The sequence below is a fragment of the Mesorhizobium sp. YR577 genome (genome assembly GCF_900116595.1).
Taxonomy (GTDB): domain Bacteria; phylum Pseudomonadota; class Alphaproteobacteria; order Rhizobiales; family Rhizobiaceae; genus Mesorhizobium_M.
In genome coordinates, this window is sequence record NZ_FPBI01000012.1 from 87,507 (window position 1) to 112,772 (window position 25,266).

Annotated in this window: 23 protein-coding genes; 11 read left to right on the top strand and 12 right to left on the bottom strand. The window is 60.3% G+C overall.

Annotated elements, in window-relative coordinates:
• The first annotated feature begins 34 nt into the window (after positions 1-34).
• From mnmE to BM413_RS18555, 5 genes are all read left to right on the top strand, one after another.
• A complete protein-coding gene (mnmE, locus tag BM413_RS18535) occupies positions 35-1,357 on the top strand; it encodes a tRNA uridine-5-carboxymethylaminomethyl(34) synthesis GTPase MnmE (protein ID WP_091915729.1) in 1,323 nt (440 codons plus the stop codon).
• A 155-nt stretch (positions 1,358-1,512) separates the two neighbouring features.
• Positions 1,513-3,390, top strand: coding sequence for a tRNA uridine-5-carboxymethylaminomethyl(34) synthesis enzyme MnmG (gene mnmG, locus BM413_RS18540; RefSeq protein WP_091915731.1), 1,878 nt, complete (start codon positions 1,513-1,515; stop codon positions 3,388-3,390).
• A complete protein-coding gene (gene rsmG, locus BM413_RS18545) occupies positions 3,387-4,019 on the top strand; it encodes a 16S rRNA (guanine(527)-N(7))-methyltransferase RsmG (protein ID WP_091915733.1) in 633 nt (210 codons plus the stop codon). The genes mnmG and rsmG overlap by 4 nt, the downstream gene beginning before the upstream one ends.
• A gap of 36 nt (positions 4,020-4,055) precedes the next feature.
• Positions 4,056-4,853, top strand: a complete 798-nt coding sequence (locus BM413_RS18550) for a ParA family protein (RefSeq protein WP_162931536.1) — start codon at positions 4,056-4,058, stop codon at positions 4,851-4,853.
• Between the two features lie 33 nt (positions 4,854-4,886).
• A complete protein-coding gene (locus tag BM413_RS18555) occupies positions 4,887-5,762 on the top strand; it encodes a ParB/RepB/Spo0J family partition protein (RefSeq protein ID WP_091915735.1) in 876 nt (291 codons plus the stop codon).
• A 32-nt stretch (positions 5,763-5,794) separates the two neighbouring features.
• Here the strand turns inward: BM413_RS18555 and holA are convergent, their stop codons facing one another.
• From holA to BM413_RS18590, 7 genes are all read right to left on the bottom strand, one after another.
• Positions 5,795-6,853, bottom strand: a complete 1,059-nt coding sequence (gene holA, locus BM413_RS18560) for a DNA polymerase III subunit delta (protein ID WP_091915737.1) — start codon at positions 6,851-6,853, stop codon at positions 5,795-5,797.
• Between the two features lie 83 nt (positions 6,854-6,936).
• On the bottom strand, positions 6,937-7,716 hold the full coding sequence (locus BM413_RS18565; protein WP_091915739.1) for an ATP-binding cassette domain-containing protein: 780 nt from the start codon (positions 7,714-7,716) through the stop codon (positions 6,937-6,939).
• Positions 7,713-8,516 carry an ABC transporter ATP-binding protein gene (locus BM413_RS18570; RefSeq protein WP_091915741.1) on the bottom strand — a complete coding sequence of 268 codons (804 nt, stop codon included), beginning with the start codon at positions 8,514-8,516 and terminating at the stop codon, positions 7,713-7,715. Before BM413_RS18570 ends, BM413_RS18565 begins: the two co-directional genes overlap by 4 nt.
• The gene (locus BM413_RS18575) at positions 8,513-9,343 is read right to left on the bottom strand and encodes an ABC transporter permease (RefSeq protein ID WP_091915743.1); all 831 of its coding nucleotides are present in this window, start codon (positions 9,341-9,343) and stop codon (positions 8,513-8,515) included. Before BM413_RS18575 ends, BM413_RS18570 begins: the two co-directional genes overlap by 4 nt.
• Positions 9,340-10,326: an ABC transporter permease gene (locus tag BM413_RS18580; protein ID WP_091915745.1), complete on the bottom strand. Its 987-nt coding sequence runs from the start codon at positions 10,324-10,326 to the stop codon at positions 9,340-9,342. Before BM413_RS18580 ends, BM413_RS18575 begins: the two co-directional genes overlap by 4 nt.
• Before the next feature lie 40 nt (positions 10,327-10,366).
• Positions 10,367-11,977, bottom strand: a complete 1,611-nt coding sequence (locus BM413_RS18585; RefSeq protein ID WP_091915747.1) for an ABC transporter substrate-binding protein — start codon at positions 11,975-11,977, stop codon at positions 10,367-10,369.
• Positions 11,978-12,197: 220 nt separating this feature from the next.
• Positions 12,198-12,974, bottom strand: coding sequence for a response regulator transcription factor (locus BM413_RS18590; RefSeq protein WP_244537914.1), 777 nt, complete (start codon positions 12,972-12,974; stop codon positions 12,198-12,200).
• 842 nt (positions 12,975-13,816) lie between these two features.
• On the opposite strand from BM413_RS18590, the gene BM413_RS18595 reads away from it, so the two are divergent.
• The 6 genes from BM413_RS18595 (at position 13,817) to BM413_RS18620 (ending at position 20,209) form a co-directional block, all read left to right on the top strand.
• Positions 13,817-15,142: a polysaccharide biosynthesis/export family protein gene (locus BM413_RS18595; RefSeq protein ID WP_091915749.1), complete on the top strand. Its 1,326-nt coding sequence runs from the start codon at positions 13,817-13,819 to the stop codon at positions 15,140-15,142.
• Positions 15,143-15,230: 88 nt separating this feature from the next.
• Positions 15,231-16,136, top strand: coding sequence for a glucose-1-phosphate thymidylyltransferase RfbA (gene rfbA / locus BM413_RS18600; RefSeq protein WP_091915751.1), 906 nt, complete (start codon positions 15,231-15,233; stop codon positions 16,134-16,136).
• Positions 16,133-16,690, top strand: coding sequence for a dTDP-4-dehydrorhamnose 3,5-epimerase (rfbC, locus tag BM413_RS18605; protein ID WP_091915753.1), 558 nt, complete (start codon positions 16,133-16,135; stop codon positions 16,688-16,690). Before rfbA ends, rfbC begins: the two co-directional genes overlap by 4 nt.
• A 19-nt stretch (positions 16,691-16,709) precedes the next feature.
• Positions 16,710-17,777 carry a dTDP-glucose 4,6-dehydratase gene (gene rfbB / locus BM413_RS18610; RefSeq protein WP_091915755.1) on the top strand — a complete coding sequence of 356 codons (1,068 nt, stop codon included), beginning with the start codon at positions 16,710-16,712 and terminating at the stop codon, positions 17,775-17,777.
• Positions 17,774-18,691, top strand: coding sequence for a dTDP-4-dehydrorhamnose reductase (gene rfbD, locus BM413_RS18615; protein WP_091915756.1), 918 nt, complete (start codon positions 17,774-17,776; stop codon positions 18,689-18,691). The genes rfbB and rfbD overlap by 4 nt, the downstream gene beginning before the upstream one ends.
• Before the next feature lie 9 nt (positions 18,692-18,700).
• The gene (locus BM413_RS18620; RefSeq protein ID WP_091915758.1) at positions 18,701-20,209 is read left to right on the top strand and encodes an O-antigen translocase; all 1,509 of its coding nucleotides are present in this window, start codon (positions 18,701-18,703) and stop codon (positions 20,207-20,209) included.
• 65 nt (positions 20,210-20,274) lie between these two features.
• Here BM413_RS18620 and BM413_RS18625 read toward each other — a convergent pair whose 3' ends face one another.
• From BM413_RS18625 to BM413_RS18645, 5 genes are read right to left on the bottom strand one after another with little or no spacing between them, the layout of a single operon-like run.
• Positions 20,275-21,444 carry a DegT/DnrJ/EryC1/StrS family aminotransferase gene (locus tag BM413_RS18625; RefSeq protein ID WP_091915760.1) on the bottom strand — a complete coding sequence of 390 codons (1,170 nt, stop codon included), beginning with the start codon at positions 21,442-21,444 and terminating at the stop codon, positions 20,275-20,277.
• Positions 21,441-22,415 carry an NAD-dependent epimerase/dehydratase family protein gene (locus BM413_RS18630; protein ID WP_091915762.1) on the bottom strand — a complete coding sequence of 325 codons (975 nt, stop codon included), beginning with the start codon at positions 22,413-22,415 and terminating at the stop codon, positions 21,441-21,443. The genes BM413_RS18625 and BM413_RS18630 overlap by 4 nt, the downstream gene beginning before the upstream one ends.
• Complete coding sequence (locus tag BM413_RS18635) at positions 22,405-23,136, bottom strand: acyltransferase (RefSeq protein WP_091915764.1); 732 nt, start codon at positions 23,134-23,136, stop codon at positions 22,405-22,407. Before BM413_RS18635 ends, BM413_RS18630 begins: the two co-directional genes overlap by 11 nt.
• Positions 23,126-24,232 carry a DegT/DnrJ/EryC1/StrS family aminotransferase gene (locus BM413_RS18640; protein WP_091915765.1) on the bottom strand — a complete coding sequence of 369 codons (1,107 nt, stop codon included), beginning with the start codon at positions 24,230-24,232 and terminating at the stop codon, positions 23,126-23,128. The genes BM413_RS18635 and BM413_RS18640 overlap by 11 nt, the downstream gene beginning before the upstream one ends.
• A complete protein-coding gene (locus BM413_RS18645; RefSeq protein ID WP_091915767.1) occupies positions 24,229-25,266 on the bottom strand; it encodes a Gfo/Idh/MocA family protein in 1,038 nt (345 codons plus the stop codon). Before BM413_RS18645 ends, BM413_RS18640 begins: the two co-directional genes overlap by 4 nt.

A 25,266-nucleotide genomic window follows, 5' to 3' on the forward strand; every position in this document is an offset into this window, starting at 1 on the left:
TTTTGAAGCCTACGGCGCATGAGGAAGGCAGGCAATGATATTCCAGGACTCGATCGTTGCGCTTTCCAGCGGCCACCTGCCATCCGGAATAGCTATTATCCGCATCACTGGCCCAAAGACTCGATTCGCTCTCGAAACGATCACCGGAAACGTGCCGAAACCGCGCTTTGCGCACTATGGGAAATTCAGGTCGCGGGACGGCTCGGTACTCGACAGCGGAATCTCCTTCTTCTTTCCCGGCCCGAAGAGCTTCACCGGCGAGGATTCCGCCGAATTTCATGTCCATGGCGGACGCGCGGTGGTCTCCGCGATGATACAGGCCATAGGAGAGCTCGACGGATTTCGACAGGCGGAGCCGGGTGAATTCACGCGGCGCGCCTTTCTCAACGGTAAAGTTGATCTTGTCGAGGCCGAAGCCCTGGCCGACCTGGTCTCAGCGGAGACCGAAGCGCAGCGGCGATTTGCGGTGCTGAACAGCGAGGGACGCCAGAGCGAACTATATCAGGCCTGGCGCACGCGCTTGATCCACGATCGAGCCATGATCGAGGCGGAGATGGATTTTTCCGACGAAGGTGATGTACCGGAATCGGTTTCGTCAGCGGTCTGGGCCGATATCGATTTGATGATCGAAGAGATTGAACGACATCTGCAGGGCTTTCGAAAAGCCGAGATCATCAGGGACGGCTATGATGTGGTGATAGTCGGGGCACCGAACGCTGGAAAATCGAGCCTTCTTAATGCCTTGGCCCGACGGGACGTGGCGATCGTCACCGACGAACCCGGCACGACCCGCGATCTTGTGGAAGTCGCGCTCGAACTGGACGGTGTCAAAGTGCGGCTTACCGATACGGCTGGCATTCGCGAGACATCCGGAAAGGTCGAGTTGATCGGCATCGAAAAGGCGCGGCAAAAGATATCCGCTGCCGATGCTGTGCTCTATCTGGAGGACCTTGGGGATCCCCAGCGCCTTGCGCCTGACGAGATACCCGCCGGCTCGATTCGTATCGGCACGAAGGCTGATCTGTCAAAGGATGATATTAGAGATAGTGCCTATGATCTTCTTGTCTCAACCGAGACCGGTGAAGGGATCGATGCGCTGCTTGCGCTCCTCTCCGATCGAGCGGCCGCCGAGATTGGCTCTACGGGCGATGTGCTGCCATCCAGGCAAAGGCACGTGGAATTGTTGGGCGCGACGGCGGATTTCCTGCGAAGCTGCAGAAGCCTGCCGGCGGCGGACCTGGAGCTTCGCTCCGAGCATCTTCGCCTTGCATCCGATCGCCTGGGCAGAATTTCGGGCGCCGTGGATCCCGAGGACCTTCTGGATGTGATATTCTCGCAGTTCTGTATAGGGAAGTGACTCACGTGAAACATATGCCGGCGCGTGACTCACGTGAAACACCCCTCATAGACGGAGAACCCTGTTTCACGTGAAACATTATTGCGCGAACGCGTCTCTTCCCTTGACATGATGACCGAATGCAAACATGGGTTTCCGCATTCTGGAGCAATGCAATGGACAGTAGCTACGACGTAATCGTTGTTGGCGGTGGGCACGCCGGCTGTGAAGCCGCAAGCACGTCGGCGCGCGCCGGTGCGAAGACTGTATTGGTCACGCTTCGCGCCGATACCATCGGGGTTATGTCCTGTAATCCGGCGATTGGCGGTCTCGGCAAGGGCCATCTGGTTCGCGAAATAGATGCGCTCGACGGGTTGATGGGACGCGTGGCCGACGCGGCCGGCATCCAGTTCAGGCTTCTCAACCGCAAGAAGGGGCCAGCAGTTCGTGGCCCCAGGACACAGGCCGATCGCAAGCTTTATCGGCTGTCGATGCAGTCAGCGATTCAGGAGCAGCCCAATCTTTCGGTTATCGAAGGTGAGGTCTTCGACTTCGATATAGAAGATGGAAGTATCAAGGCGGTACAGTTGGCGGATGGCCGCGAGCTTCGCTGTAGTGCCGTCGTACTCACGACCGGTACGTTCCTGCGTGGCCTGATCCACATCGGAGAACGAAAGTTCCCAGCTGGCCGTATGAATGAGCAGGCGTCAGTAGGTTTGTCAGCGACGATGACCAGAGCAGGCTTCCGCCTGGGCCGGCTGAAGACCGGAACGCCTCCCCGACTGGATGGAAAGACGATAGACTGGTCCGGGCTAGACATGCAGGCAGCGGACGATCAGCCGGTGCCGTTCTCCTTGATGACGGAGAGGATCGTCAACCGCCAGATAGATTGCGGGATTACGCGCACAACGGCGCAGTCTCATGATGTCATTCGAAAGAATCTTGGTCGATCCGCAATGTACTCGGGATCGATCGAAGGGATCGGTCCACGCTACTGCCCGTCAATCGAAGACAAGATCGTCAAGTTCGGCGATCGTGAGGGGCATCAGATATTTCTTGAGCCGGAAGGCTTGGATGATGACACCATTTATCCCAACGGTATTTCGACTTCTTTGCCTGAAGATGTCCAGCTGGAACTGCTGAAAACGATTCCGGGCCTGGAAAAGGCGGTTATGCTTCAGCCCGGCTATGCGATCGAGTATGACCATGTCGACCCGCGCGAGCTGGAGCAGACGCTTGAGACCAAGCGTGTACGTGGTCTGTTTCTGGCCGGTCAGATCAACGGTACGACAGGCTATGAGGAAGCTGCTGCGCAGGGTCTGGTTGCGGGATTGAACGCCGCACGGAAAGCCTCGGGCGGTGGCGAAGTCATATTCAGCCGAACCGAAGCCTATATCGGCGTGATGATCGACGATCTTACCAGCCGTGGCATCAGCGAACCCTACCGAATGTTTACGTCGCGGGCGGAGTTTCGGCTCTCCCTTCGTGCGGACAACGCTGATGAGCGATTGACACCGAAAGGTTTGCATCTGGGTATTGTCGGCAACGATCGAGCACGCCGTTTTGGAGCTGTCTCCAACGCGCTTGCGCGAGCCCGCACCTTGGCGCAATCCATAGAGGTGACACCGAATGAGGCGCGCCGGCATGGTTTGATCGTAAACATGGACGGTGTCCGCAGATCGGCCTATGATCTTCTTTCGTATCCCGACATGACGCTTGATCGCCTGGCAGTGGTTTGGCCGGAGCTCAGGGAAGTAGACTCCGGCGCCGCCGAGGCGCTTGAGATAGAAGCGCGGTATGCGGTTTATCTGGATCGTCAGCACAGCGACGCAATACAGATCCGTAGAGAAGAGGAGCGGCTGATCCCCTCCGATCTCGGATTCGATAGCGTACCCGGCCTTTCAAACGAGCTTAAGCAGAAACTACGCGAAAGGCGGCCGCGCTCTGTCGCGGATGCACAGCGGATAGATGGAATGACTCCGGCAGCGCTGGCTATAATCGTCTCTCACATTCGCCACGCCGGAAACAGCCCGCTAAGCAAGGGGGCGGCGTGACTTCTGAAGCATTTGAAGTTCTTCAGCGTGTGGCAGGTCCTGTTTCACGTGAAACCTTTGAGCGTCTACTGTCCTTTGAAGCTCAGTTCCGAAGATGGGCGCAGCGAATAAATCTCGTGGCGCCTTCCACGCTGAACGATGCCTGGAACAGGCATGTACTGGATAGCGCCCAACTCGCGCGGCTTGATTCCGAAGCGAAAAACTGGGTTGATCTGGGTTCCGGAGGCGGTTTTCCCGGCCTTGTGATGGGCTTTCTGCTTATGGAGCGAAAAGGCGCCAAGATCGATCTTGTGGAAAGCAATCGCAAGAAAACCTCGTTCCTGCAGGCGATTGTCGGTGAATTTGGATTGCCGGCGCGTATCCATGCCAAGCGAATCGAAGACACTTATGATAAGATCCGCGACGTCGAGGTGGTCACGGCCAGGGCACTTGCCCCGTTGGGTGTGCTTCTAGGTCTTGCCGAGCCTTGGCTTACAAGCGGCGCCAAGGCTCTTTTTCACAAAGGGCGGGATTACCGCGCTGAGATCGAAGAAAGCGCTAAACTGTGGGTGTTCGACCTGATAGAACATCAAAGTGTAGTCGATCCGCAGAGCGTCGTTCTTGAAATACGGAATCTGCGCCGGGTTTAAAATGAAATGGGCGATAGGTTCATTACAGAAATGATCATGATGACCGGACCCCGCATAATCACGATAGCAAACCAGAAGGGTGGTGTCGGCAAGACGACCACCGCGATCAATCTGGCGACCGCGCTTGCCGCGATTGGGGAGCAGGTTCTTATTGTAGACCTTGACCCTCAGGGCAATGCCAGCACCGGGTTGGGTATCGATCGCCGAGAACGAAGCGTATCGTCCTATGATGTGCTGACAGGGGCGATGACGCTGGATGAGGCTGCGGTGCCGACCGCGGTGCCTGGACTATCGATCGTCCCCTCGACGCTCGATCTTCTCGGCGTGGAAATGGAAATCGCCGGGGCGCCGGATCGCGTCTTGCGCTTGCGCAATGCGGTTCGCGCTTCTGCCGAGCGCACAAACAAGTTTTCCTACGTATTGATTGACTGCCCGCCGTCGCTGAACCTGCTCACACTGAACTCCATGGCTGCGGCCGATTCCGTGCTGGTGCCGCTTCAATGCGAGTTCTTTGCATTGGAGGGTCTCAGCCAGTTGCTGGAAACGGTCGAACAGGTTCGCCAATCGATCAACCCCTCGCTGACGATCCAGGGCATCGTGCTGACGATGTATGACGGCCGCAACAATCTCGCCAATCAGGTGGTAGAGGATGTGCGCGCGCATATGGGCGAAAAGGTCTATGAAACCGTCATTCCCCGGAACGTTCGCGTTTCGGAAGCGCCCTCCCATGGCAAGCCGGCAATCCTCTACGACCTGAAGTGCTCGGGCAGTCAGGCCTATCTGCAACTCGCTTCCGAAGTCATTCGCCAGGAACGCAAATTGCGTGCGGCGTGAAACGATTCGATATCGAAATAATCTGGAAAAGTGATGAGTGAAGATCTTTCGAAGAAACGGCTTGGACGCGGACTGGCTGCCCTCATAGGCGAAATCGACAAGCCCGCGACGCCAGCGCAGCAACCGGTGTTTTCGGATCGGCATGTGCCGATCGAGTTCGTAACGCCGAACCCGAAGAATCCGCGGCGTCATTTCGGTGAAGCCGAACTGACTGATCTCGCGCAGTCCATTCGCGAACATGGCGTCGTCCAGCCGGTAGTCGTGCGTCCTGCCGTTGGCCAGCAGGGCCGCTATGAGATCATAGCCGGTGAGCGCCGCTGGCGCGCGGCGCAGCGTGCCGGGCTGACTGAAATTCCAGTGATCGTGCGTGACGTCAACGACCGCACGGCGCTTGAGCTGGCGATCATCGAGAACGTGCAGCGCACGGATCTCAACCCGGTCGAGGAAGCGCTTGGCTACCAGCAGCTGATCGACGATCACAGCTATACGCAGGCCGATCTCGGCCAGGTCATCGGCAAGAGCCGCAGCCATGTCGCCAACACGCTGCGGCTGCTGAAGCTGCCGGATGTAATCCGCGACATGCTGGTTGACGGTGCCTTATCGGCCGGTCATGCACGTGCGCTGGTGAGTGCGGCCGATCCTGCCGGTCTTGCCAAGCGGATCGTCGAGGAAGGTCTGTCGGTTCGGCAGGCTGAGGCTCTGGCGCAGTTGCCTGCTGAAACCCTGCATGAAACAAAGGCTTCCACGCCGGTCGAAAAGGATGCCGATACGCTGGCGCTGGAAAAGCTTCTTTCCGACGTGACTGGCATGAAGGTTGGCATTCAGCACAAAAACAAGGGCGGCGAGGTGCGGATTGCGTATCGTACGCTCGAGCAGCTCGACGATCTGTGCCGGCGTCTCAAGCACTGATTTTATTCAGTTTTCTGATATAGATTAGCCGGCTAATTACGTGCTCGTGCGCGCTGGGAAAGGCGTGCGCTTTCCACGGCGATGCCCAATAGCGCCTGTCTTGCGATGGCTGTGGAGAGGTCGGGCCGACGGCGTGTCTGCAAAACTGCTTCCTGTAGCCGGGCCAGTGCACGCGAAAGCGCCTCGCCACTCCAGCGCTCCACCGCGTTCTCTACGACCTTGCGCCGTGAAAAGAAGATCGGCGGGCGGGCATTGGCGACGATTGCCGCCGCGTTGCGCGCGCCATTGTTCATTGCACCGCGCATGAGATGGATCGCCTGGAACTGCCGCATCGCGGCAGCCAGAAGCAGGAACGACTGGCTGCCGGTCAAGGCATGGCGCGTGAAGACGGCGTCGAACTCTTCGATCTTTCCTTCAAGAAGGGCGTCGACGGCGTCATCGAAGGACAGGCCGGAGACGTCGCCGATCATCGCCTTGACGTCCTCAAGCTCGACCTGCTTGCGGCCCATGGCATAAAGCGCGAGCTTCTGGACCTCGCCGCGCGAAGCGAGCCTGTCGCCACCGAGATTGCGCCGCAGAGCCTGCCGTGCCTCGAGCGTCAACGACAGCCCGGCCTTCTGCATCTCCTCATCGATAACCGCGTCGATGCCCTTGGCTTCGTCGGCATAGCAAGGCAGTGCCATGGCCCAATCGCAGGCCTCGACAGTCGTGCGCAGGGCCGCATTCTTCTTCAGTTCGCCGGCCTCGATCAGGATGATGGCATCGCGCGGTGGCTCGGCGCACAATGCCTTCACATCATCAGCCAGGCCTTTCTGGCCGGTAGCGTTGCGGACCCACAACAGCCGGCGCGACGAGAACATCGGCACGGTGCGCGCTTCATCGAGCAAGCGTCCTTCGTCCTTGTCGACTTCCGAACCGTCGAGGCGGACCACGGAAAATGGATCGTCGAGCGGCAGTTCGGTTCGCGCGGCATAGGCACGCGCACGTTCCGCGACGAGCCCGCGATCGGGACCGTAAAGCAGGACGATGGCGGTCTGCGGGTTGGGTCGCGCCAGCCAGGAATCGACTTCGTGTGCTTTCTTCTGTGCCATTCTGTTCGGTTATCACGTTGGCAGCCGCTGATGAACAGGAAACCGAGCCGCAACCGCAAGGTCGTGCTTTCGCACTGCCGCTTTCAGGTGCGGCGCAAGAGTTTGGGTGTGGCGGCAACCAGCGCCTTGCAGATTTCGGATTGCGGATTGGCGACGACTTCAGCGGCATTTCCGGTTTCAACGATCCTGCCCGCATCCATGATCGCAACGCGATGAGCGATCGAGCGGACGACGCCGAGATCGTGGGAGATGAAGAGATAGGCGATGTTCTCGGTGCGTTGCAGATCAAGGAGAAGTTCGAGAATCTGTCCGCGGACCGAGACGTCCAGAGCGGAAACGGCTTCGTCCAGCACGATCAGCGAGGGCCGCGTCGCAAGCGCCCGGGCGATGGCTACGCGCTGACGCTGTCCGCCGGAGATTTCATGGATGGCGCGGTCGCGCAGGTTCGGGCTCAGACCAACCCGCTCAAGCAGCGCGGCGATGATTTTTGGGCGGTTGGGGCGAGCGGCAAGATCATGAATGCGCAGCGGATCGTCCAGCACGCGCGCGACCGTGGCGCGCGGATTGAAAGCGGCAAGCGGGTCCTGAAAGACCATCTGCAGCCTCGCCCGCCTGGCACGAAGCTCGGCGCCATGCAGGGCGAGAAAGTCCTCGCCTTCGAAATGGATATTTCCGGCCTCGGGTTCGACCAGCCTCAGAATGGTGCGGGCCGCCGTCGACTTGCCGCTGCCGGAGGGGCCGACCAGCGCCAGCGTCTCGCCCTGCCCGATTTCGAAGCTTACATCGTCCAGAGCGACAACGGTCTTGCCGTTACGGCTGAAACGCTTGTGCAAGTTGGACGCGACAAGAAGCGGCTCCGTCATGAAGGCCGTCTCGCGTCTGCGCGCCGTAACAGAGGTACGACATCGAGGCCCATATGGGCGTCCAGAAGCTGGCGCGTGTAAGCCTCCGCCGGTGCTGTGATGATCGCGTCGGTGTCGCCGATTTCGACCAGGCGTCCATAGCGAAAGACAGCGATGCGGTCGGCGATTTCGGACGCCAGCGCGATGTCGTGGCTGATGAAGAGCAGCGACATGCCATCCTGTGCGATCAGCTCCTGGATCAGTTTGACGATCTCTGCTTGAACGATGGTATCCAGCGCGCTGGTCGCCTCGTCGGCGATCAGCAAGGCTGGCCTGGCGGCTATCGCTTCGGCTATTGCGACGCGCTGCCTCTGCCCGCCGGACAGCTGATGCGGAAAGGCGGAAAGGGCGGAAGCAGGATCAGGCAGGTGCACGCGATGGAGAAGTTCTTCCGCGCGCTTATATGACTGCCGCCAGTTCAGGCCGAGATGGGTATAGGCGACCTCGGCAATCTGCTCGCCGATGCTCAAAACCGGATTGAGGCTGGACGCCGGATCCTGGAAAACAAAACCGATATCACGTCCGTTCTGCGGCACGCGCCCAAGCTCGGGCCAGTCGATGCGGCCCTCGATCCTTGTCGAAGCCGGAAGCAACCCGGCGATAGCGAGTGCGAGAGTGCTCTTGCCTGAACCGCTTTCGCCGATGATGGCCAGCCGCTTGCCTGGTCGGATTTCCAGTGAGATGTCGCGCAACGCTTCGACCTCGGTTCCATCGCGGCGGTAGCTTACCCCGAGCCCTTGTAGGGACACGCGCGGCGTCATGAACGGTCTCGCCGGGTGGCAGTCGTTTCGACTGCGCCCTCGCCGGCGAGATAGACGCCGAGAACGGTCAGCACCAGCGCGATGCCGGGTATGATCGACAGGAATGGCGCCGAGCGCAGCACGGTGCGCCCCTCGGCGATCATGCCGCCCCATGTCACGCGATTGGGATCGCCAAGTCCGAGGAAGGAAAGTGCCGCCTCCGTCAGGATCGCTGCGGCGACGATGACCGACGACAGTGCCAGAACCGGCGGAAGCGCGTTGGGCAGGACTTCGCGGAAGGCGATCTCCAGCGGAGGCATGCCGATGACCCGCGCGCTTGCGACATAGTCGCGTTCGCGAATGGAAAGCACTTCGGCCCGGGCGATGCGCGCCGGCCCTGTCCAGGTGCCGAGCGCGATGGCGAGAACGACGACGAACAGTGAAGGACCGACGACGCTGACAAAGGCCAGCGCCAGCAGAAAGCCGGGCACGGTCTGAAATGCGTCGGTGACGCGCATCAGTACCTCGTCGGTCAGGCCACCAATGAAGCCGGCTAAGGTTCCAACGATCGTTCCTATGATGATTGCGGTGGCGGCCGACGCAAGGCCGATCGCAAGCGAGGTCCGCGCGCCGTGAAAGAGGCCGGCGAGCACGTCGCGGCCGAGACGGTCGGTGCCGAGCGGCAGCGACCAGTCCTGAAACGGGCGCAGCAGTGCGGGGCCGGCAATAGAAAGCGGGTCGCGTGGGAAGACCAGCGGTGCAACGAGCGCCATGATGACAAGCACGCCCAGTGTCACCGCGCCGGCGATAGCTTCGGGCGAGCGCGTGAAGCGGTGAAAGAGGCTCACGCGGCCTCCTCGCTTGCGCCGACACGCGGATCGAGCACGGCATAGAAAATGTCGACGACAAGATTGATGACGATGACCAGAACGGCGCAGACGAGAATGATGCCGAGCAGCAGCGGCGTATCCCGCGAGCTGACCGCTTCCTGCGCCAGCCTACCCAAGCCTGGGACAGAAAAGACGCTCTCGATGACAACGCTGCCGCCGAGCATCGCCGCCGATTGCAGTCCAAGCATGGTGACCAGCGGCAGGAGTGCGTTGCGCGCAACATGGCGAATGACGATGCGACGGCGGCTGAGGCCCTTGGCGCGGGCGGCAAGCACGAAATCCATGCGCCAGACCTCGGCCATACCGGCGCGCATGATGCGCAGGTAGAGCGCGAGATAGATGACGCCGAGTGCGGCAACCGGCAAAGCAAGATGCTGCGCTATGTCGAGCGTTCGGGCAAATCCGGTCTTGCCGGAGGCAATGGTTTCGATGCCGCTGCTTGGAAACCAGCGCAGCTGTACCGAAAAGATCACGGTCAGCACCAGGCCGAGCCAGAAGCCCGGCACGGCATAGAGGGCGAGCGAGCCGATCGACAGGAACCGGTCGCGAAAGCTGCCTGGCCGGGCACCTGCAACGATGCCAAGCGTTGATCCCAGCCCGAAAGAGAGCGCGGTGGCACTGCCCATCAGAAGCAGGGTGTTGGGCAGACGCTCGAAGATCACATCGCGGATGGGGCGTGAGAAAGTGACGGAGTAGCCGAGATCGAGATGCGCGAGGGACCAGAGATAGGCGGCAAGCCGCGTGCCTGCGGACTGATCCAGGCCCCAGCTTTGACGCAGGCTTTCGATGAGGCCGGCATCGCCGCCGGTCGTGCCGATATAGGCATCGACCGCGTCGCCGGGGGCCGCTTCAAGGAGCAGGAATGTCCCGACAACGACGATCAGCAGCACGGGAATGCTGCCGATCAACCGCCTTCGCAGCAGGATGAATGCACGTCTCACGCTCTGTCACGGACCTTGAATGACGAAACGTCCGATGATGTCACGTTTCGAGAACAGTGTCCGCCCAGTTCGATACCGCCCAGCGCGGATTGTTCGAGACATTCTTGACCGTGTTTCTGGCGACCGTGATGAAGCCCCATTCGGCGACATTGATCAGCGGCAGGTCTTCCGCGACCTTCTTCTGGAAATCGCGGTAAAGGGCGATGCGGGCTTCCGGGTCGAGCGTCTCGGACGCCTTGGCGATCAACGCATCCAGATCGGCGTTGACGTAGCCGCCCTGGTTGGAGAACGGCACGCCATCCGGAATGCCGCTCTGGACGAGGATGGTCGTGGAGATCGCCGGATCGCCACGGAAGACCGGCGGTGCGACTGCGAGGTCGAAAGCATGGTCGGTGTAGACTGCCTTCTGGTGGCCCGCCGCATCATTGTTGACCAGCTCGGCGTTGATGCCGATTTCGGCGAGCGCCTGGCGCAGATAGTCGCCGAACTGTTTGGTCTCGTTGAAATAGGGAGCCGGCAGCAGCTTCAGCGCAAACCGCGTGCCATCGGCACCGCGCTTGTAGCCGGCTTCGTCGAGCAGGGCATTGGCCTTCGCGACGTCGAAAGCGTAGGTCGGCACATCCTTGGTATAGAACTGCGGATCGTTCTGTGGCACCGGACCGGTGGCCGCCTTGGCGTAACCGAGGAAGATCGTCTTGACGACGAAATCCTTGTCGATGGCGTGTGCGATCGCCTGCCTTACCTTCACATCCGCGAGTTCCTTGCGGCGATGATTGATCTCGACGACGAGCTGATAGGTCAGGGCTTCATAGCCCTTGGAGATTACCTCGATGCCCGGCACTTTCGAAATGCGCTCCAGATCGGCAAGCGGTACGGCCGAGAAGGCGGCGAGATGGATTTCTTCGGCCTCCAGCGCGCCGGCAGCAGCAGCGCGGTCGGGCAGGACGCGATAGACGATCTCGTCGAGATGCGGCTCGCCCTCACCCCAGTATTTGTCGTTGCGTTCGAGCCGGTAATATTCGCCCGGCTTGTGCTCGGCGAATTTGAACGGGCCGGTGCCGATCAAAGCGGTGTTGGCCGGATTGTCGGCGATCTCGCCTTTCTCATAGATGTGCTTCGGCACGACGCTGGTCAGAGCAGGAAGCGCGTTGCGGATGAGCTGGAAGGGTGTCGGCTTGGCGAAGCGGAAGATCGCGGTGTGCTCGTCGGGCGTGTCGACGGCTTCGAGGTCCTTGAACACGACGCGGCCAAGGTTCTGCAGCGGCTTCCATATCTGCAAGGCCGAGAAAGCAACATCTGCCGAGGTGAATGGCTTGCCATCGTGCCAGGTGACGTTTTCGCGGAGCTTGAAGGTGACCGTCAGGCCGTCGGCGGAGCCTTCCCAACTGGTGGCCAGACGAGGGTCGAGACCATCCTTGCCCTCGAAGGAGGCTTCGGCAAGCGGCTCGACAACTTTGCTGGCGACGAAGAAGACGCCGTTGGAAGCGACAATTGCGGGATTGAGATTACGCGGTTCTGAATCGGCGGCGACGATCAGCCGTCCGCCTTTCTTCGCCTCCTGCGCCCGGAGAACACCGGGCAGTGCGGTTGAAGCAAGCAGGAAGGCCGAGCCGGCAAGTACCCCGCGCCGGGAAATCGTGAATTCTGACATGGCGTTCTCCGTTCTTTGCAACAGCGGATAACCGGATCATCTGCCCAGGCTCGAAAACGTCTGGTCTTCAATGTCCATCGACAAGATTAGTCGAGTATCGCGATTATCGATACGGAGACGCATTAAGCCAGACACGGAATTGCCACGGCCAGCCTCGATCCCGGAATTTCCATCCGAAAATCAACGGCGCCGTGATCCAGGTGCTGTACAGGCCTTGGTTTTAGCGCGGCCGAGATGCCGGCTTGTGATAGTCGTGGAACCGGGCAGCCGCTTCAGTTCTGTTGTGGGCGCCAAGTTTCCGGATGATGTTGTGAAGATGAATCTTCACTGTGTGCTCCGACAGCCCGAGAGCTGCGGCGATGGCTTTGTTCTGCAGTCCGCGCGAGACCATTTCCAATATCTCGATCTCACGGCTTGTCAGATCCGACAGGTCGTCTTCCGAGATGTTTCTTGCTGCGGGCGATGCCGAGCCGTTCGCCGGGCGAGCGGTCGGGTTCCGCACGAACTTGTCCGCGTAGGAATGGAACAAGCCGGTCGGGAAATATTCACCGCCACGTAACATCAACCTGATGACGGACAGCCATACATCGAGCTTCAGATCCATCGGCAGGACGCCGCGAATGAGCTTGGACTCGAAAATCTCGGGAAAGCTGCATGAAGGATTGTGACTGTCGAGCTCCATCACCGCCGTCAGGGCCAATGGATGAAGCCGGGAGATGTCCATGGCTGCATCCTCAGCCGCCTTCACGTGCTCAGGATCAATCAGGACAAGCGATACCGGATGCGCAAACTTCGTGCACGCCGCTTGTATATGCTCGACCCGCTCTATTACCAGCCAGGGCAATTCCCGCTCAATGGCATAGAGCAGGCAATCGGCCACTGAACCCGGCATCGTTACGAAGAGAAGAGTACGACGCAATCCTTGCTCCGCCTCGACGCGTGCGACGCTGGCAACTATGGAGCCGTCCTCTGTATCCATTTTCAACAGTTGGGTCATTTGAGACATCTGCAGTACCACCAGCGCATCCTGAGCCTCTAAGTAAGTTTCCGTTCAGGTGACTGATCAAATCGTATAGCGAAACGGTAATCTAAAAAATATAGACCGGACGGACTAGGGCAGACACCGTTGTTTTTGTGCTGAAATTTGGCTTCAACTCATAGTGCTAAAGCGGTATCTGGAAATACTCAAAACCGACGGAGGCCTACTCTTCTAATCAATTTGGTATCCGAAACCGGCGCTTGGCTGTGTTCGGGGGAAATTGAGCGGCATAGCCATCACTCCCTCGGTTGGTGGGGCTGTCATGTGCACAGGGCAGCCAGATGCCATCCCAATGAACTAGCCAATACGGTCACTGCCATCTGTTTCGTCATGGTTATACTCTCAACGGTCGCTACGCCACCGCAGACTACGGTATCGGTCGGCAAATCCTGAGAGATCCAGGTTCCTGGCAAGCTTGTGCCGCAATTGAGCTGTTTCCGGCACTGCAAAAGGGCGTCCAGCAGACCCTATCACCCTGACTAGCTCAAATGGGGTAGCGAGCGACGGCACAATCCCGAGTGCCTCCACCAATCGTGTTAGCCAGTACCCCTCATTCAGACCAAACTGGCTAGGCTGTGCTGCAGGAAAATACTTAGGATCGATAGCAGACACTCCAGGCCTCCCCCTTTCTCGACGTGATGTATCAAGATGTATGAGGTCTGAGACCGAGGCTTCCTCTTCTCAACTTCACAAGAACTCCGCACATTGAACCCTGCTGAACAAGCCTCGTCGACCTGGCGAGGCTGGTCGTTGAGCGGAAACCTAGAGATCAAGTTTCAGCCAGCGGGTTGGAGTTGTTAATGGCTGTGCACTGCACGATTCAATTGAGCCGCTTCCGCAAGGTGCTTGCCGTCGGCGTTGCTTTTGCCGTCGGCTGGACGAGTCTGGCCAGCGCCGAAAACGGCGAACTGGCGCCTCAGACAAAACTGCGTCTCACGGTGGTGCAGTGGATGCCGACCAAGGGTGAGTACCAGCAATGGGGCGCACTCGGTGGAGAGTTCATCGTTTCGCAGGCCGGTACGGTTCTTCTTCCGGTGATCGGCTCGATCCCGGTGGGCAATCTGAGCACGAGCGGCCTTGCCGAGGAAATCGCCACACGGCTTCAATCGAAAATCGGCCTGGTAAACAAGCCGGACACGACGGTCGAGATTGTCGAATACCCGCCTGTCTATGTGGTCGGCGATGTCACGAAGCCGGGCCAGTACCAGTTCAGGCTTGGAATGACGGTGCTGCAGGCGCTGGCGCTGAGCGGAGGCGAGTTGCGCTCGGACGCGCATTCCCAGGATGAGATCAAGCTCGTCGGGGAACTGAAGGGCGTGGACGATGACATCCTGCGTTGCATGGCGCGCATCGCCCGTCTGGAAGCGGAAATGTCCGGGACGACGGAAATAAAGTTTCCGCAGCCACCGCTCGGGAACAGCGAGAGCAGGGCTGCTGCGGAGATTTTCGGTCAGGAAAAGATCATCTTTTCGGCGCGTGCCAATGCGCTTGATCGGCAGACGAAATCACTGTCGGAACTGCGCGATCTCCTGGACGCCGAAATCAACGTTCTCCAGGAAAAGATCAAGGGCGCCGATCTCAACATCAAGAGCGCTGAAGACGAGCTCGTCGGCGTCAAGGTTCTCGTCGACAAGGGCGTGGCAATCGTCTCGCGGCGATCGGATCTCGAGCGTGCGCTGGCCGGGTTCCGCGCCGACCGTCTCGACCAGGTGACCGCGATCATGCGGGCCCGTCAGGGCATCACGGAGGCAACGCGCAGCCTGGAAGGTCTTCGCGACCAGCAGCAGACCGACGTGGCCACCGAGCTGCAGAAGGAGCAGGCCAACCTTGACCAGCTCAGGTTGAAGCGGGACGTGGCCCAGAGGCTTCTTCTCGACACGCTGGCCTCGGCTTCGAATGCACCCCGCCCCGGCGAGCCGACCCTTATCGAGTTCTCGGTGACAAGACAGGACGGCAGTGGAGAGCCAAAGCAAATCCAAGTGTCGGAGGCGACCACCCTCCTGCCGGGCGATGTGCTCAAGGTGACCTACAACAAACAGGCGCCGGCATCTTCCGAACCGGCCGCCGCCAGCCTCAATGCACCTTCGGCAAACGATACAAAATCGGAACAGGCAAGAAGCCAATGATCCGGGCGGATCACTGGCCGGCGAAACAGCTTTCTTCGTCTTGAGGCAAGCAACGTCACAGAGGCGGGAACGTTAAGATGGGGGCGAGATGAAGGGCATAATCCTGGCGGGAGGCAGCGGTACGCGGCTTTATCCCCTCACCATTGCGGTGTCGAAGCAGATACTGCCGATCTACGACAAGCCGATGGTCTATTACCCATTGAGCGTGCTGATGCTGACCGGCATCCGGGAAATTCTGATCATCTCGACGCCGCGCGATCTGCCCTGCTTCCAGGCGCTGCTGGGGGACGGTTCGGATTTCGGGCTCAAACTTTCCTATGCCGAGCAGGCGCATCCCAACGGGCTGGCGGAAGCCTTCATCATTGGCCGCGATTTCATCGGCGATGGCAATGTTGCGATGATCCTCGGCGACAACATCTTCTTTGGCCATGGTCTGCCGCGCATTTGCCAGCAAGCGGCGGCGAGAGAAAAGGGCGCTTCGGTCTTTGCCTATCACGTCGATGATCCGGAACGCTATGGCGTCGTCAGTTTCGAAAAATCTACAGGCAGAGCGCTGACGATCGAGGAAAAGCCGGTCAATCCGCGATCCAACTGGGCGGTTACCGGCCTCTATTTCTACGACAACGACGTGGTCAACATCGCCGCATCGATCAAGCCTTCCGAGCGCGGCGAACTTGAGATCACCACGGTCAACAACATCTATCTCCAGCGGGGTGAACTGAACGTCTGCCAGCTTGGCCGCGGCTATGCCTGGCTCGACACCGGCACCTACGACAGCTTGCACGATGCCTCATCCTTCGTGCGTACCGTCGAGCGCCGCCAGGGCGTGCAGATCGCTTGCCCCGAGGAAATTGCGCTGGACATGGGCTGGCTCAGCCGGGAAGCGGTGTTGAAGCGTGCCTGCCAGCTCGGAAAGACGTCTTATGCTTCTTACCTCCGGCGTCTGGTGGAGGATGACAACGGTAACGGTCTGGTCGAGGACAACGCGGCATGAGTCTCGAGGTCAGACCGCTGGGGCTCGACGGCGTGCTGGAGATCCTGCCCCGCCGGATTGGCGACGACCGCGGTTTCTTCTCCGAGACGTGGAATGCCGAGCGGCTCGGCGAGCACGGCGTACAGCTGAATTTCGTCCAGGATAACCATTCCTATTCGGCAGCCAAGGGCGTGCTGCGCGGGCTGCATTACCAGATGCCGCCCTATGCACAGGACAAGCTGGTGCGCGTGGTGAAGGGTGCGATACTGGATGTCGCCGTGGATATCCGCAGAGGCTCGCCGAGCTTCGCGAAATGGGTTGCCATCGAGATTTCCGCACGGGAATGGAACCAGATCCTCGTGCCGAAGGGCTTCGCTCACGGCTTCCTGACGCTCGAGCCGGACACTGAGGTCATCTACAAGGTGACCAGCCACTATTCCGCCGAGCATGATCGTTCGATCCGTTTCGACGATGCCGAGATCGGCATCGAATGGCCCCTGGCCGCATCCGAACTTCAACTGTCCGACAAAGACCGCAAGGCGCCAATGCTGAGGCATGCGGAGGTTTTCGCGTAGTGAAACGAGGCGAGCGACCATGAATATTCTCGTGACCGGCGGCGCCGGATTCATTGGCTCGGCACTCTGCCGCCATCTCGTGGTGGATCCGCGAAATCGCGTCGTCAATATCGACAAGCTCACCTATGCCGGCAATCTCGCCTCGCTGCGGCAGATCGAGAACTTTCCGAACTATCGCTTCATACAGGCCGATATCTGCAATGACGCGGTCGTGGCCGAAATCCTGCGTGCCGAGCATATCGACCGCATCATCCATCTCGCCGCCGAGACGCATGTCGATCGCTCGATCGACGGTCCGGCCGCTTTCGTGGAGACGAATGTCGTCGGCACCTTCCGGCTGCTTCAGGCAACGCTCGCCTATTGGCGTGAGCTTCCGGCAAATGCGGTCGCCGATTTTCGCTTCCACCACGTTTCGACAGATGAAGTGTTTGGCGACCTGCCATTCGATACCAGCCTGTTCACCGAGGAGACGCCCTACGCGCCGTCATCACCCTACTCGGCGTCGAAAGCCGCTTCCGATCATCTGGTCCGCGCCTGGTATCATACCTTTGGCCTGCCGATCGTCGTCACCAACTGCTCGAACAATTACGGGCCGTTTCATTTCCCCGAAAAACTCATTCCGCTGGTGATCCTGAATGCGCTAGAGGAAAAGCCCCTGCCCGTCTACGGCAATGGCGGCAACGTCCGGGATTGGCTTCACGTCGAGGATCATGCGAGGGCTCTTGCCCTGGTGGCAACGAAGGGCAAGGTCGGCGAAAACTACAATATCGGCGGCAGGGCCGAACGCACCAATCTCAGCGTCGTCGAGACAATCTGCGATCTGCTTGACAGGAAGCGGCCGCGCCGCAACGGCGCCTCCTACCGAAGCCTCATAACGTTCGTCTCCGATCGGCCCGGCCACGACCGCCGCTATGCAATGGACGCGGCAAAGATAGAGCGCGAACTGGGCTGGAGCCCGCAGGAAAACTTCGAGGCTGGCCTGTCGCGGACGATCGACTGGTATCTCGAAAATGCCTGGTGGTGGAAGCCGATCCGCGACGGCAGCTATGCCGGCGAACGTCTCGGCCGTCTGGTGGCAGCGCAATGAGAATCCTGGTCACCGGCACTCAGGGCCAAGTGGTCTGCAGCCTCGTTGAAAGAGCGGCGCAGATGCCGGACGTGGAACTGATTACGATCGGCCGCCCCGAGCTCGATTTGGCAAAGCCCCTGTCGGTGAGACGCGCGATTGCCGCCGCAAAGCCTGATCTGATCGTGTCGGCCGCTGCCTATACCGCCGTCGACCGTGCCGAGGACGAGCCGGAACTCGCCTATGTGGTAAACGCGATCGGGGCAGCAAGCGTTGCCGAGGCGGCGACGAGGATAGGCGTGCCGATCATCCATCTGTCGACGGACTATGTCTTTTCAGGCGACCGCGACCGACCTTACCGGGAAGATGACGACGCCGTCCCGAAGACCATCTACGGATACACCAAACTCGAGAGCGAGCATGCGATCGCGAGCGTTACGCCGCATCACATCATCCTGCGGACCAGTTGGGTCTACAGCCCGTTTGGTGCGAATTTCGTCAAGACGATGCTCAGGCTCGCTGGCGAGAGGGACGCTGTCTCCGTGGTTTCGGATCAGTGGGGAAACCCGACATCCGCTCTCGATATCGCCGATGCGATCCTGCGAATTGCCTCGCGCCCGATCAGAGAGAATTACGGCGTTTACCATCTGACGGGGACGGGTGAGATCAACTGGTCGGGCTTTGCCAGCCACATTTTCCGCACGAGCCGCATCGCCGGCGGGCCGTTCGCATCGGTGCGTGAGATTTCGAGCGCCGATTATCCGACAAAGGCCAGGCGTCCGCTGAACTCACGCCTTTCGACCGACAAGTTCGAAGAGACTTTCGGCTGGCGCGCGCCGGCCTGGCAGGACAGCGTCGATATGGTCGTAAAACGCCTGATCCCCGCAGGGCGGCATGACGAATTCAAACCCATGCGTCACGGAACCGGGGGCTGAAGCAACTCGATGGCTTTAACTGCTGCATCCGGGTCCGGGCAATCCTACACCCAGATCCTGAAGTCGACGGCCCTGATCGGCGGCTCGTCCGTCGTCAACATCCTGTTTGCGATAATCCGCAACAAGGCCATGGCGGTGCTTCTCGGTCCCGGCGGTGTCGGGTTGATGGGGCTCTACAATTCCATAGCCGACCTTGCGCAGAATCTGGCCGGCCTCGGTATCCAGGCCAGCGGCGTTCGCCAGATCGCCGAATCGGTAGGATCCGGTGAAGCCGACAGGATCGCGCGTACGGCCATTGTGCTGAGGCGGATATCCATCGTTCTGGGATTGGCCGGCGCGGCGCTTCTTGCAGCCCTCTCCCTGCCGATCGCCGAGTTCACTTTCGGCGATAGCCAGCACACGGCAGGCGTGCTGCTCCTGTCGGTGGCGATCTTCTTCCGGCTCGTGTCGGCGGGACAGATCGCCCTGATACAGGGCATGCGGCAGATCGCAAACCTTGCCCGCATCAACATGTTTGCAGCTTTATGCAGCACGGTCATCAGCATACCGATGGTCTATTTCTTCGGCGAGCAGGGCATCGTGCCGTCGCTGGTTGCCACGGCCGGCATCACGATCCTTACATCGTGGTGGTATGCACGGAAAATCCACATCAACGCGCAGACCATGTCGCTGCCGCAGATGAGCCAGGAGACAGCTGCCCTTCTGAAGCTGGGTTTTGTCTTCATGGTCAGCGGGTTTCTGACCGTGGGTGCTGCTTACGCGATCCGCATCATCGTGCTGCGGGAAGATGGTGTTGCGGCTGCGGGGTTGTATCAGGCGGCATGGGCTCTCGGTGGTCTCTATGCCGGGTTCATTCTGCAGGCCATGGGTACCGATTTCTATCCACGCCTGACAGCGGTTGCGGGCGATCACGCTGAATGCAACCGCCTCGTCAATGAGCAGGCGCAGATCAGCATGCTGCTCGCCGGTCCAGGCGTGGTGGCGACGCTCACGCTCGCGCCGCTGGTCATGAGGCTGCTTTACTCACCTGAGTTCTATCCGGCCGTCGACCTGCTGCGCTGGATTTGCCTCGGCATGATGCTGCGCTTGGTGGCGTGGCCGATGGGGTTCATCGTGCTGGCGAAGGGAGCGCAGAAGATCTATTTCTGGACGGAGGTAGCGGCTGCAATCGTGCATGTCGGCCTTGCCTGGCTGCTGGTCACGAGGCTCGGCTTTATCGGGGCAGGCATGGCCTTTTTCGGGCTCTATGTCTGGCATAACATCCTGATCTACCTGATTGTGCGCCGACTAACCGATTTTCGCTGGTCGCGTGAAAATATCAAGCTCAGCCTGATCTTCCTGCCTGCTTCCGCCGTGGTTTTCGGTGCGTTCCAGCTCTTGCCGCTTTGGCAGGCGACCGTCCTGGGTGGCGTGATCGTGCTCGTCAGCGGGATCTATTCGTTGCGGATGCTTTTGCGTCTGATGCCACCGGATTCGTTTCCGGCAGCGCTCCGGCCCTGGCTGCCAAAATCGGCCTGAACTGAAAAAGCCGCCGGCGATTGCCAGCGGCTTTTGCTTGGATCGATCTCAGTACCTTGGATAGGTTATTCCGCTGCCCGGATATTGCTGGTGTCGAGGCACTCGCGAATCGTGTCGACCACGGCCAGGAGCTCAGCATCCATCATCTGTGCATAGAGCGGTAGAATGATGGTTCCGTTTTGTGCAGCGACGCTGTTCTGGAGGCTCGTGCCAAGGCGGTGCGTTTCGGGACCGGCATAGGCATCCTCGAGATGAATGTTCATCACGCCGCGCCTTGTCGAAACGCCCCTGTCGAGCAGGGCCTGCATGGCCGAACGCTGACCGACCCAGTGCGGTAGCCTGATGCAGTAGCTCTGCCAATTGCTGCGCGCCCAGCTCGGCTCCAACGGCGTTTCGACGCCGGGTATATCCTTGAGAAGCTTGGTGTATGCAGCGGCAAGCTGCCTGCGCCGGGCCACGATCTCGGGGAGCCGCTTCAGCTGTTCGCGTCCGACGGCCGCCTGCATGTCCGTCATGCGGTAATTGTAGCCGATCTCGGGATAACTTTCGTAGATGACCTGGCTGGAACCATGGCGGACCGTATCGGGCACGCTCATGCCGTGCTGGCGCCATAGCTTGAACTTCCGGTCATATTCCGGATTGGCGGTCGTCAGCATGCCGCCGTCGCCGGTGGTCACCACCTTGCGGGGATGGAAGGAGAAGCAGGCGATGTCGCCATGCGGCTTGCCGATCTTTTCCCACTGGCCGTTCCACAGAATTTCGCTGCCCGTCGCGCAGGCGGCATCTTCGATGACCGGGATGGAATAGCGTTTGCCGATCTCAACGATCTGGCGCAGATCGCAAGGCATGCCGAGCTGGTGCACGCAGAGAATTGCCTTCGTATTGCGTGTGATCGCGCCTTCGATCAGGTCCGGGTCGATGTTGAAGCCGTCCGCCTCTATGTCGATGAACACCGGAACGCCGCCGCAGTAGCGGATGGCGTTGGCGGTGGCGATGAAGGAATGGCTGACGGTGAGCACCTCGTCGCCGGGACCGATATCCACGGCCCGCAACGCCAGGTGAAGTGCCGTGGTGCAGTTCGATACCGCGCAGGCATGAGGCGCGCCGACAAGCTCGGCAAATTCCTGCTCGAAGGCCGCCACCTCGGGTCCCTGCGTTACCCAGCCGGACAGAATTACACGACGAACCGCTTCGACTTCGCGTTCGTCGAGGATGGGCTTGGCAACCGGTATCATTCCGCAGCCTCCCGGGTCGCTGCACTTTCGGCCTGCCACCAGGCGACAAGACCGCGAAGACCGTCGTCGAGCGGGATCTGGGCCTCAAAACCAATCATATCCCGCGCCTTGGTGATGTCGGCGAGACGGCGCGGCACGGCATTGACCTTACGTGCCGGCGCATGCTGCGGCTCGATCGATGAGCCCATGATGCGGGTCAGTTTCTGTGCCAGTTCGAGCAGGCTGGTTTCCTCACCGCTGGCGACGTTGAACACTTCGTCGGTCACATCGGATTTCGCTGCCAGGATATTGGCGCGCGCGATGTCGGCGACATGGACGAAATCCATCGTCTGCGAGCCGTCACCGAAGATCAGCGGCGGCTGGCCGGTGGCCAGGCGCTCCATCCAGCGGATCAGCACTTCGGTGTAGACGCCATAGACGTCCATGCGCGGGCCGTAGACGTTGAAGTAGCGCAGCGCGACATAGTTCAGGCCGTACATATCGGCGAAGCTGCGCAGCAGCCCTTCATTGAAGGCCTTCGCCGCACCGTAGATCGTGCGGTTGTTGTAAGGGTGATGCGCCTCTGTCGTGGGAAAGCTTTCAGCCAGCCCGAGTACGGAGGCGGACGACGCCGCGACGACTTTGGACACCTTGGCATTGACCGCCGCTTCAAGCACGTCGAACGTGCCGCCGGCGAGAACGTCGAAGGCCAGTCGCGGCTCCTCGGCGCATTGGGTGATGCGGATTGCCGCCTGGTGAAAGACGATATCGACGCCGTCGAAGAGCTTTGCCAGCAAAGGCCGGTCGCGGATATCGCCTTCGACGATGGTGAGCGGAAAGGCATCCATCGCAACCTGAAGGTTCTCCCGCCGGCCACGGACGAAATTGTCGAGAATGATGATCTCGCGCGGCTGTTCCTTGGCTACGAGATCGGCGATGTGGGATCCGATGAGCCCTGCCCCGCCGGTGATGAGAACGCGCTTATCTTTCATGGATCACCCCGTTGTTTTGTGACGCCGTTCGCGTCAGATCCGAATCCGTCCGCCAATGCAGGAATTTTGCAGGCACGCCCGCTACGACCGAGAAAGGTTCGACGTCGGACACCACGACGGCACCGGCTCCGACGATCGCGCCTTTGCCGATGGTGACGCCGGGAAGGATGGTGGCGTTGGTGCCGATGTCGGCCCATGCCTCTATGCGCACCGGCTTGATTTCGAGGTCTGTGCGAACGATCGGCACGTCCGCCGGCATGCCGGTATGGGCAGAACCAAGCACCTTGGCGCCGGGACCGAAGCCGACATATTCTTCCATCACCAGATTGCGCGCATCGAGAAACGCTTGCGGGCCGATCCAGACATTGTTGCCGATCACGCAGGTGCCGTCATAGCGGCCCTGGATATTGGCCTGAGCGCCGACAAAGACGCCATTGCCGAACTCGAATGTTTCGGGGTGCTTGAACACCGCGCCGCTGCCGACCTGAAGGCGGGCGCCGCAGCTACGCGAGAGCGCGCGCAAGATGGAGCGGCGCATCAGCGCGTCGACGAAGCCGTCACCGAATGAAAAACGGCCGTAGAGTTCGACCAGCCCCGAAGCGCCATAGGATGTCTTCAGGGTGTCTGCCAGTTCGAGTTCGTAGGCGGGGTCGGCAAGGATTTCCTGCCGGCCATGAACCGCCTTGACGATACGGGCAGCGTGAGCGGGATCAAGCGACATAGGCTTCCTGCTCCACAGCAGCGACCACCTGTTCCACCTGCCTCGATGTCATCTCGGGATAGATCGGCAGCGAGAGAACCTCACGCGCGGCTGCCTCCGATTCCGGGAATGCGCCTGCCTTGTAGCCGAGGTCCGCATGTGCTTTCTGCAGATGGACGGGGATGGGATAGTGCAGTCCCGTCTGCACGCCTTCGGCCTGCAGGGCGCGCTGCAACCCGTCGCGATCGCGCGTCCGCACGGCATAGATGTGATAGACGTGGCGGCGATCCGCGAGCTCGGTGGGCGCAGTCACCTGCCTCGATCCAGCGAGCAGTGCCGAATAATGCCGTCCGTGGTCGCGCCGCGCCTCGGTCCAATCTTCAAGGTGCCGAAGCTTGACCCGCAGGATCGCGCCCTGGATGCCGTCCATCCGATAATTAAAACCCTTCAGCGTGTGATGATAGCGCTGCTCCTGGCCCCAGTCGCGCAGCATGCGGATCGTCTTGGCGTGCTCGTCGTCATTGGTGACAACGATGCCGCCCTCACCGCAGGCACCCAGATTCTTGCCGGGATAGAAGCTGAAACAGCCCGAAGTACCGATGCTTCCGGCGCGCCTCTTCCTGTATTCGGCACCATGGGCCTGGCAGGCATCCTCGATGACCGGAATTCCATAGCGGTCAGCGATTTCCATGATCGGCGCCATGTCGGCCATCTGGCCGTAGAGATGGACGGGAACAATGGCTTTGGTGCGCGCGGTGATCGCTGCTTCGAGCTTGACCGGGTCCATCGTGAAGGTGGTCGGTTCGATGTCCACGAACACCGGCAGCGCGCCCGTGTAGCAGACAGCCGAAACGGAGGCGACGAAGGTGAAAGGCACGGTTATGACTTCATCTCCGGGACCGACGCCGGCCGCAAGCAGCGCCAGATGAAGCGCGCTCGTTCCGGTGTTGACGGCGATTGCATGTTTTGCGTCGCAATAGGCCGCGAACTCACGCTCAAAAGCTGCAACTTCGTCGCCGAGAACATATTGGGCGGAAGCCAGCACGCCCAGGACGGCGGCATCCACCTCGCCCTTGATGCTCGCATACTGGGCCTTGAGATCGAGAAACGGGATCATGCTATGCGCCTCGCGCGCTCGAGTTCGATGACACGCCCGCGTTGGGCAAGCGACTGGGTGGCGGCTTCAAGGATGCGCACGACGCGCAGGCCGGCATGGCCGTCGGCCGTCGGGACCTTGCCCTGTTCGATGCAGTTAACGAATTCGCGAAGCTCGACGCCAAGGGCTTCGGTCGAGTCCAGCTGCGGCGCCCACATGTCGCCGGTGCGGTAGCCGACCAGCATCTGGTAAACCTTTTCGCCGTTCTTCTGCGGGTTGCCGTTGAGCGTGATGCCCTTGTCGTAGACCTTGATCTTCTCGCTGGGCTCGAGATCGTCATAGACGATCATCTTGCTGCTGCCGCCGATCAGCGTGCGCCGCACCTTCACCGGGGCCAGCCAATTCACGTGGATATGCGCGATCATGCTGTTGTCGAAGAACAGGTTGAGATAGGCGATGTTTTCCGGCTCGCCAACGACGTGGCTCATGCCCGTCGCGGAGACCGCCACCGGCTTTGCCGGCAGGACATAATCCATGATCGAGAGGTCGTGCACGGCGAGATCCCAGACAACGCTGACATCGTGCTGGAACAGGCCGAGATTCACGCGGACCGAGTCGTAATAATAGATGTCGCCAAGCCCGCTTTCGACGAGCTCGCGCATTTTCCGTACCGCGCCGGTGTGAACGAAGGTGTGGTCCACGGCCAGCACGAGCTTGCGCCGCGAAGCCTCGTCCACCAGCCGGCGTGCTTCGTCAGCGGTCGCTGCCATCGGCTTTTCGACAAACACATGCTTGCCGGCCATCAGGGCGCTCATCGCCAGTCGGAAATGCGCGGAAACCGGAGTGGCAATCGCGATTGCATCGACGCGCGGATCGCGCAGGACCTCATCGAAGTCGTCCGTGATCTCGACGGCCGGATACCGCGCCTGGACGCTGACCAGCCGCTCTTTCTTGAGATCGCAAACGCTGATCAGCCGCGCACCCGGCGTCTCGGCAAAATTGCGAACGAGGTTGGGACCCCAGTAACCGTAACCAACTACTGCAACGCCGATCAT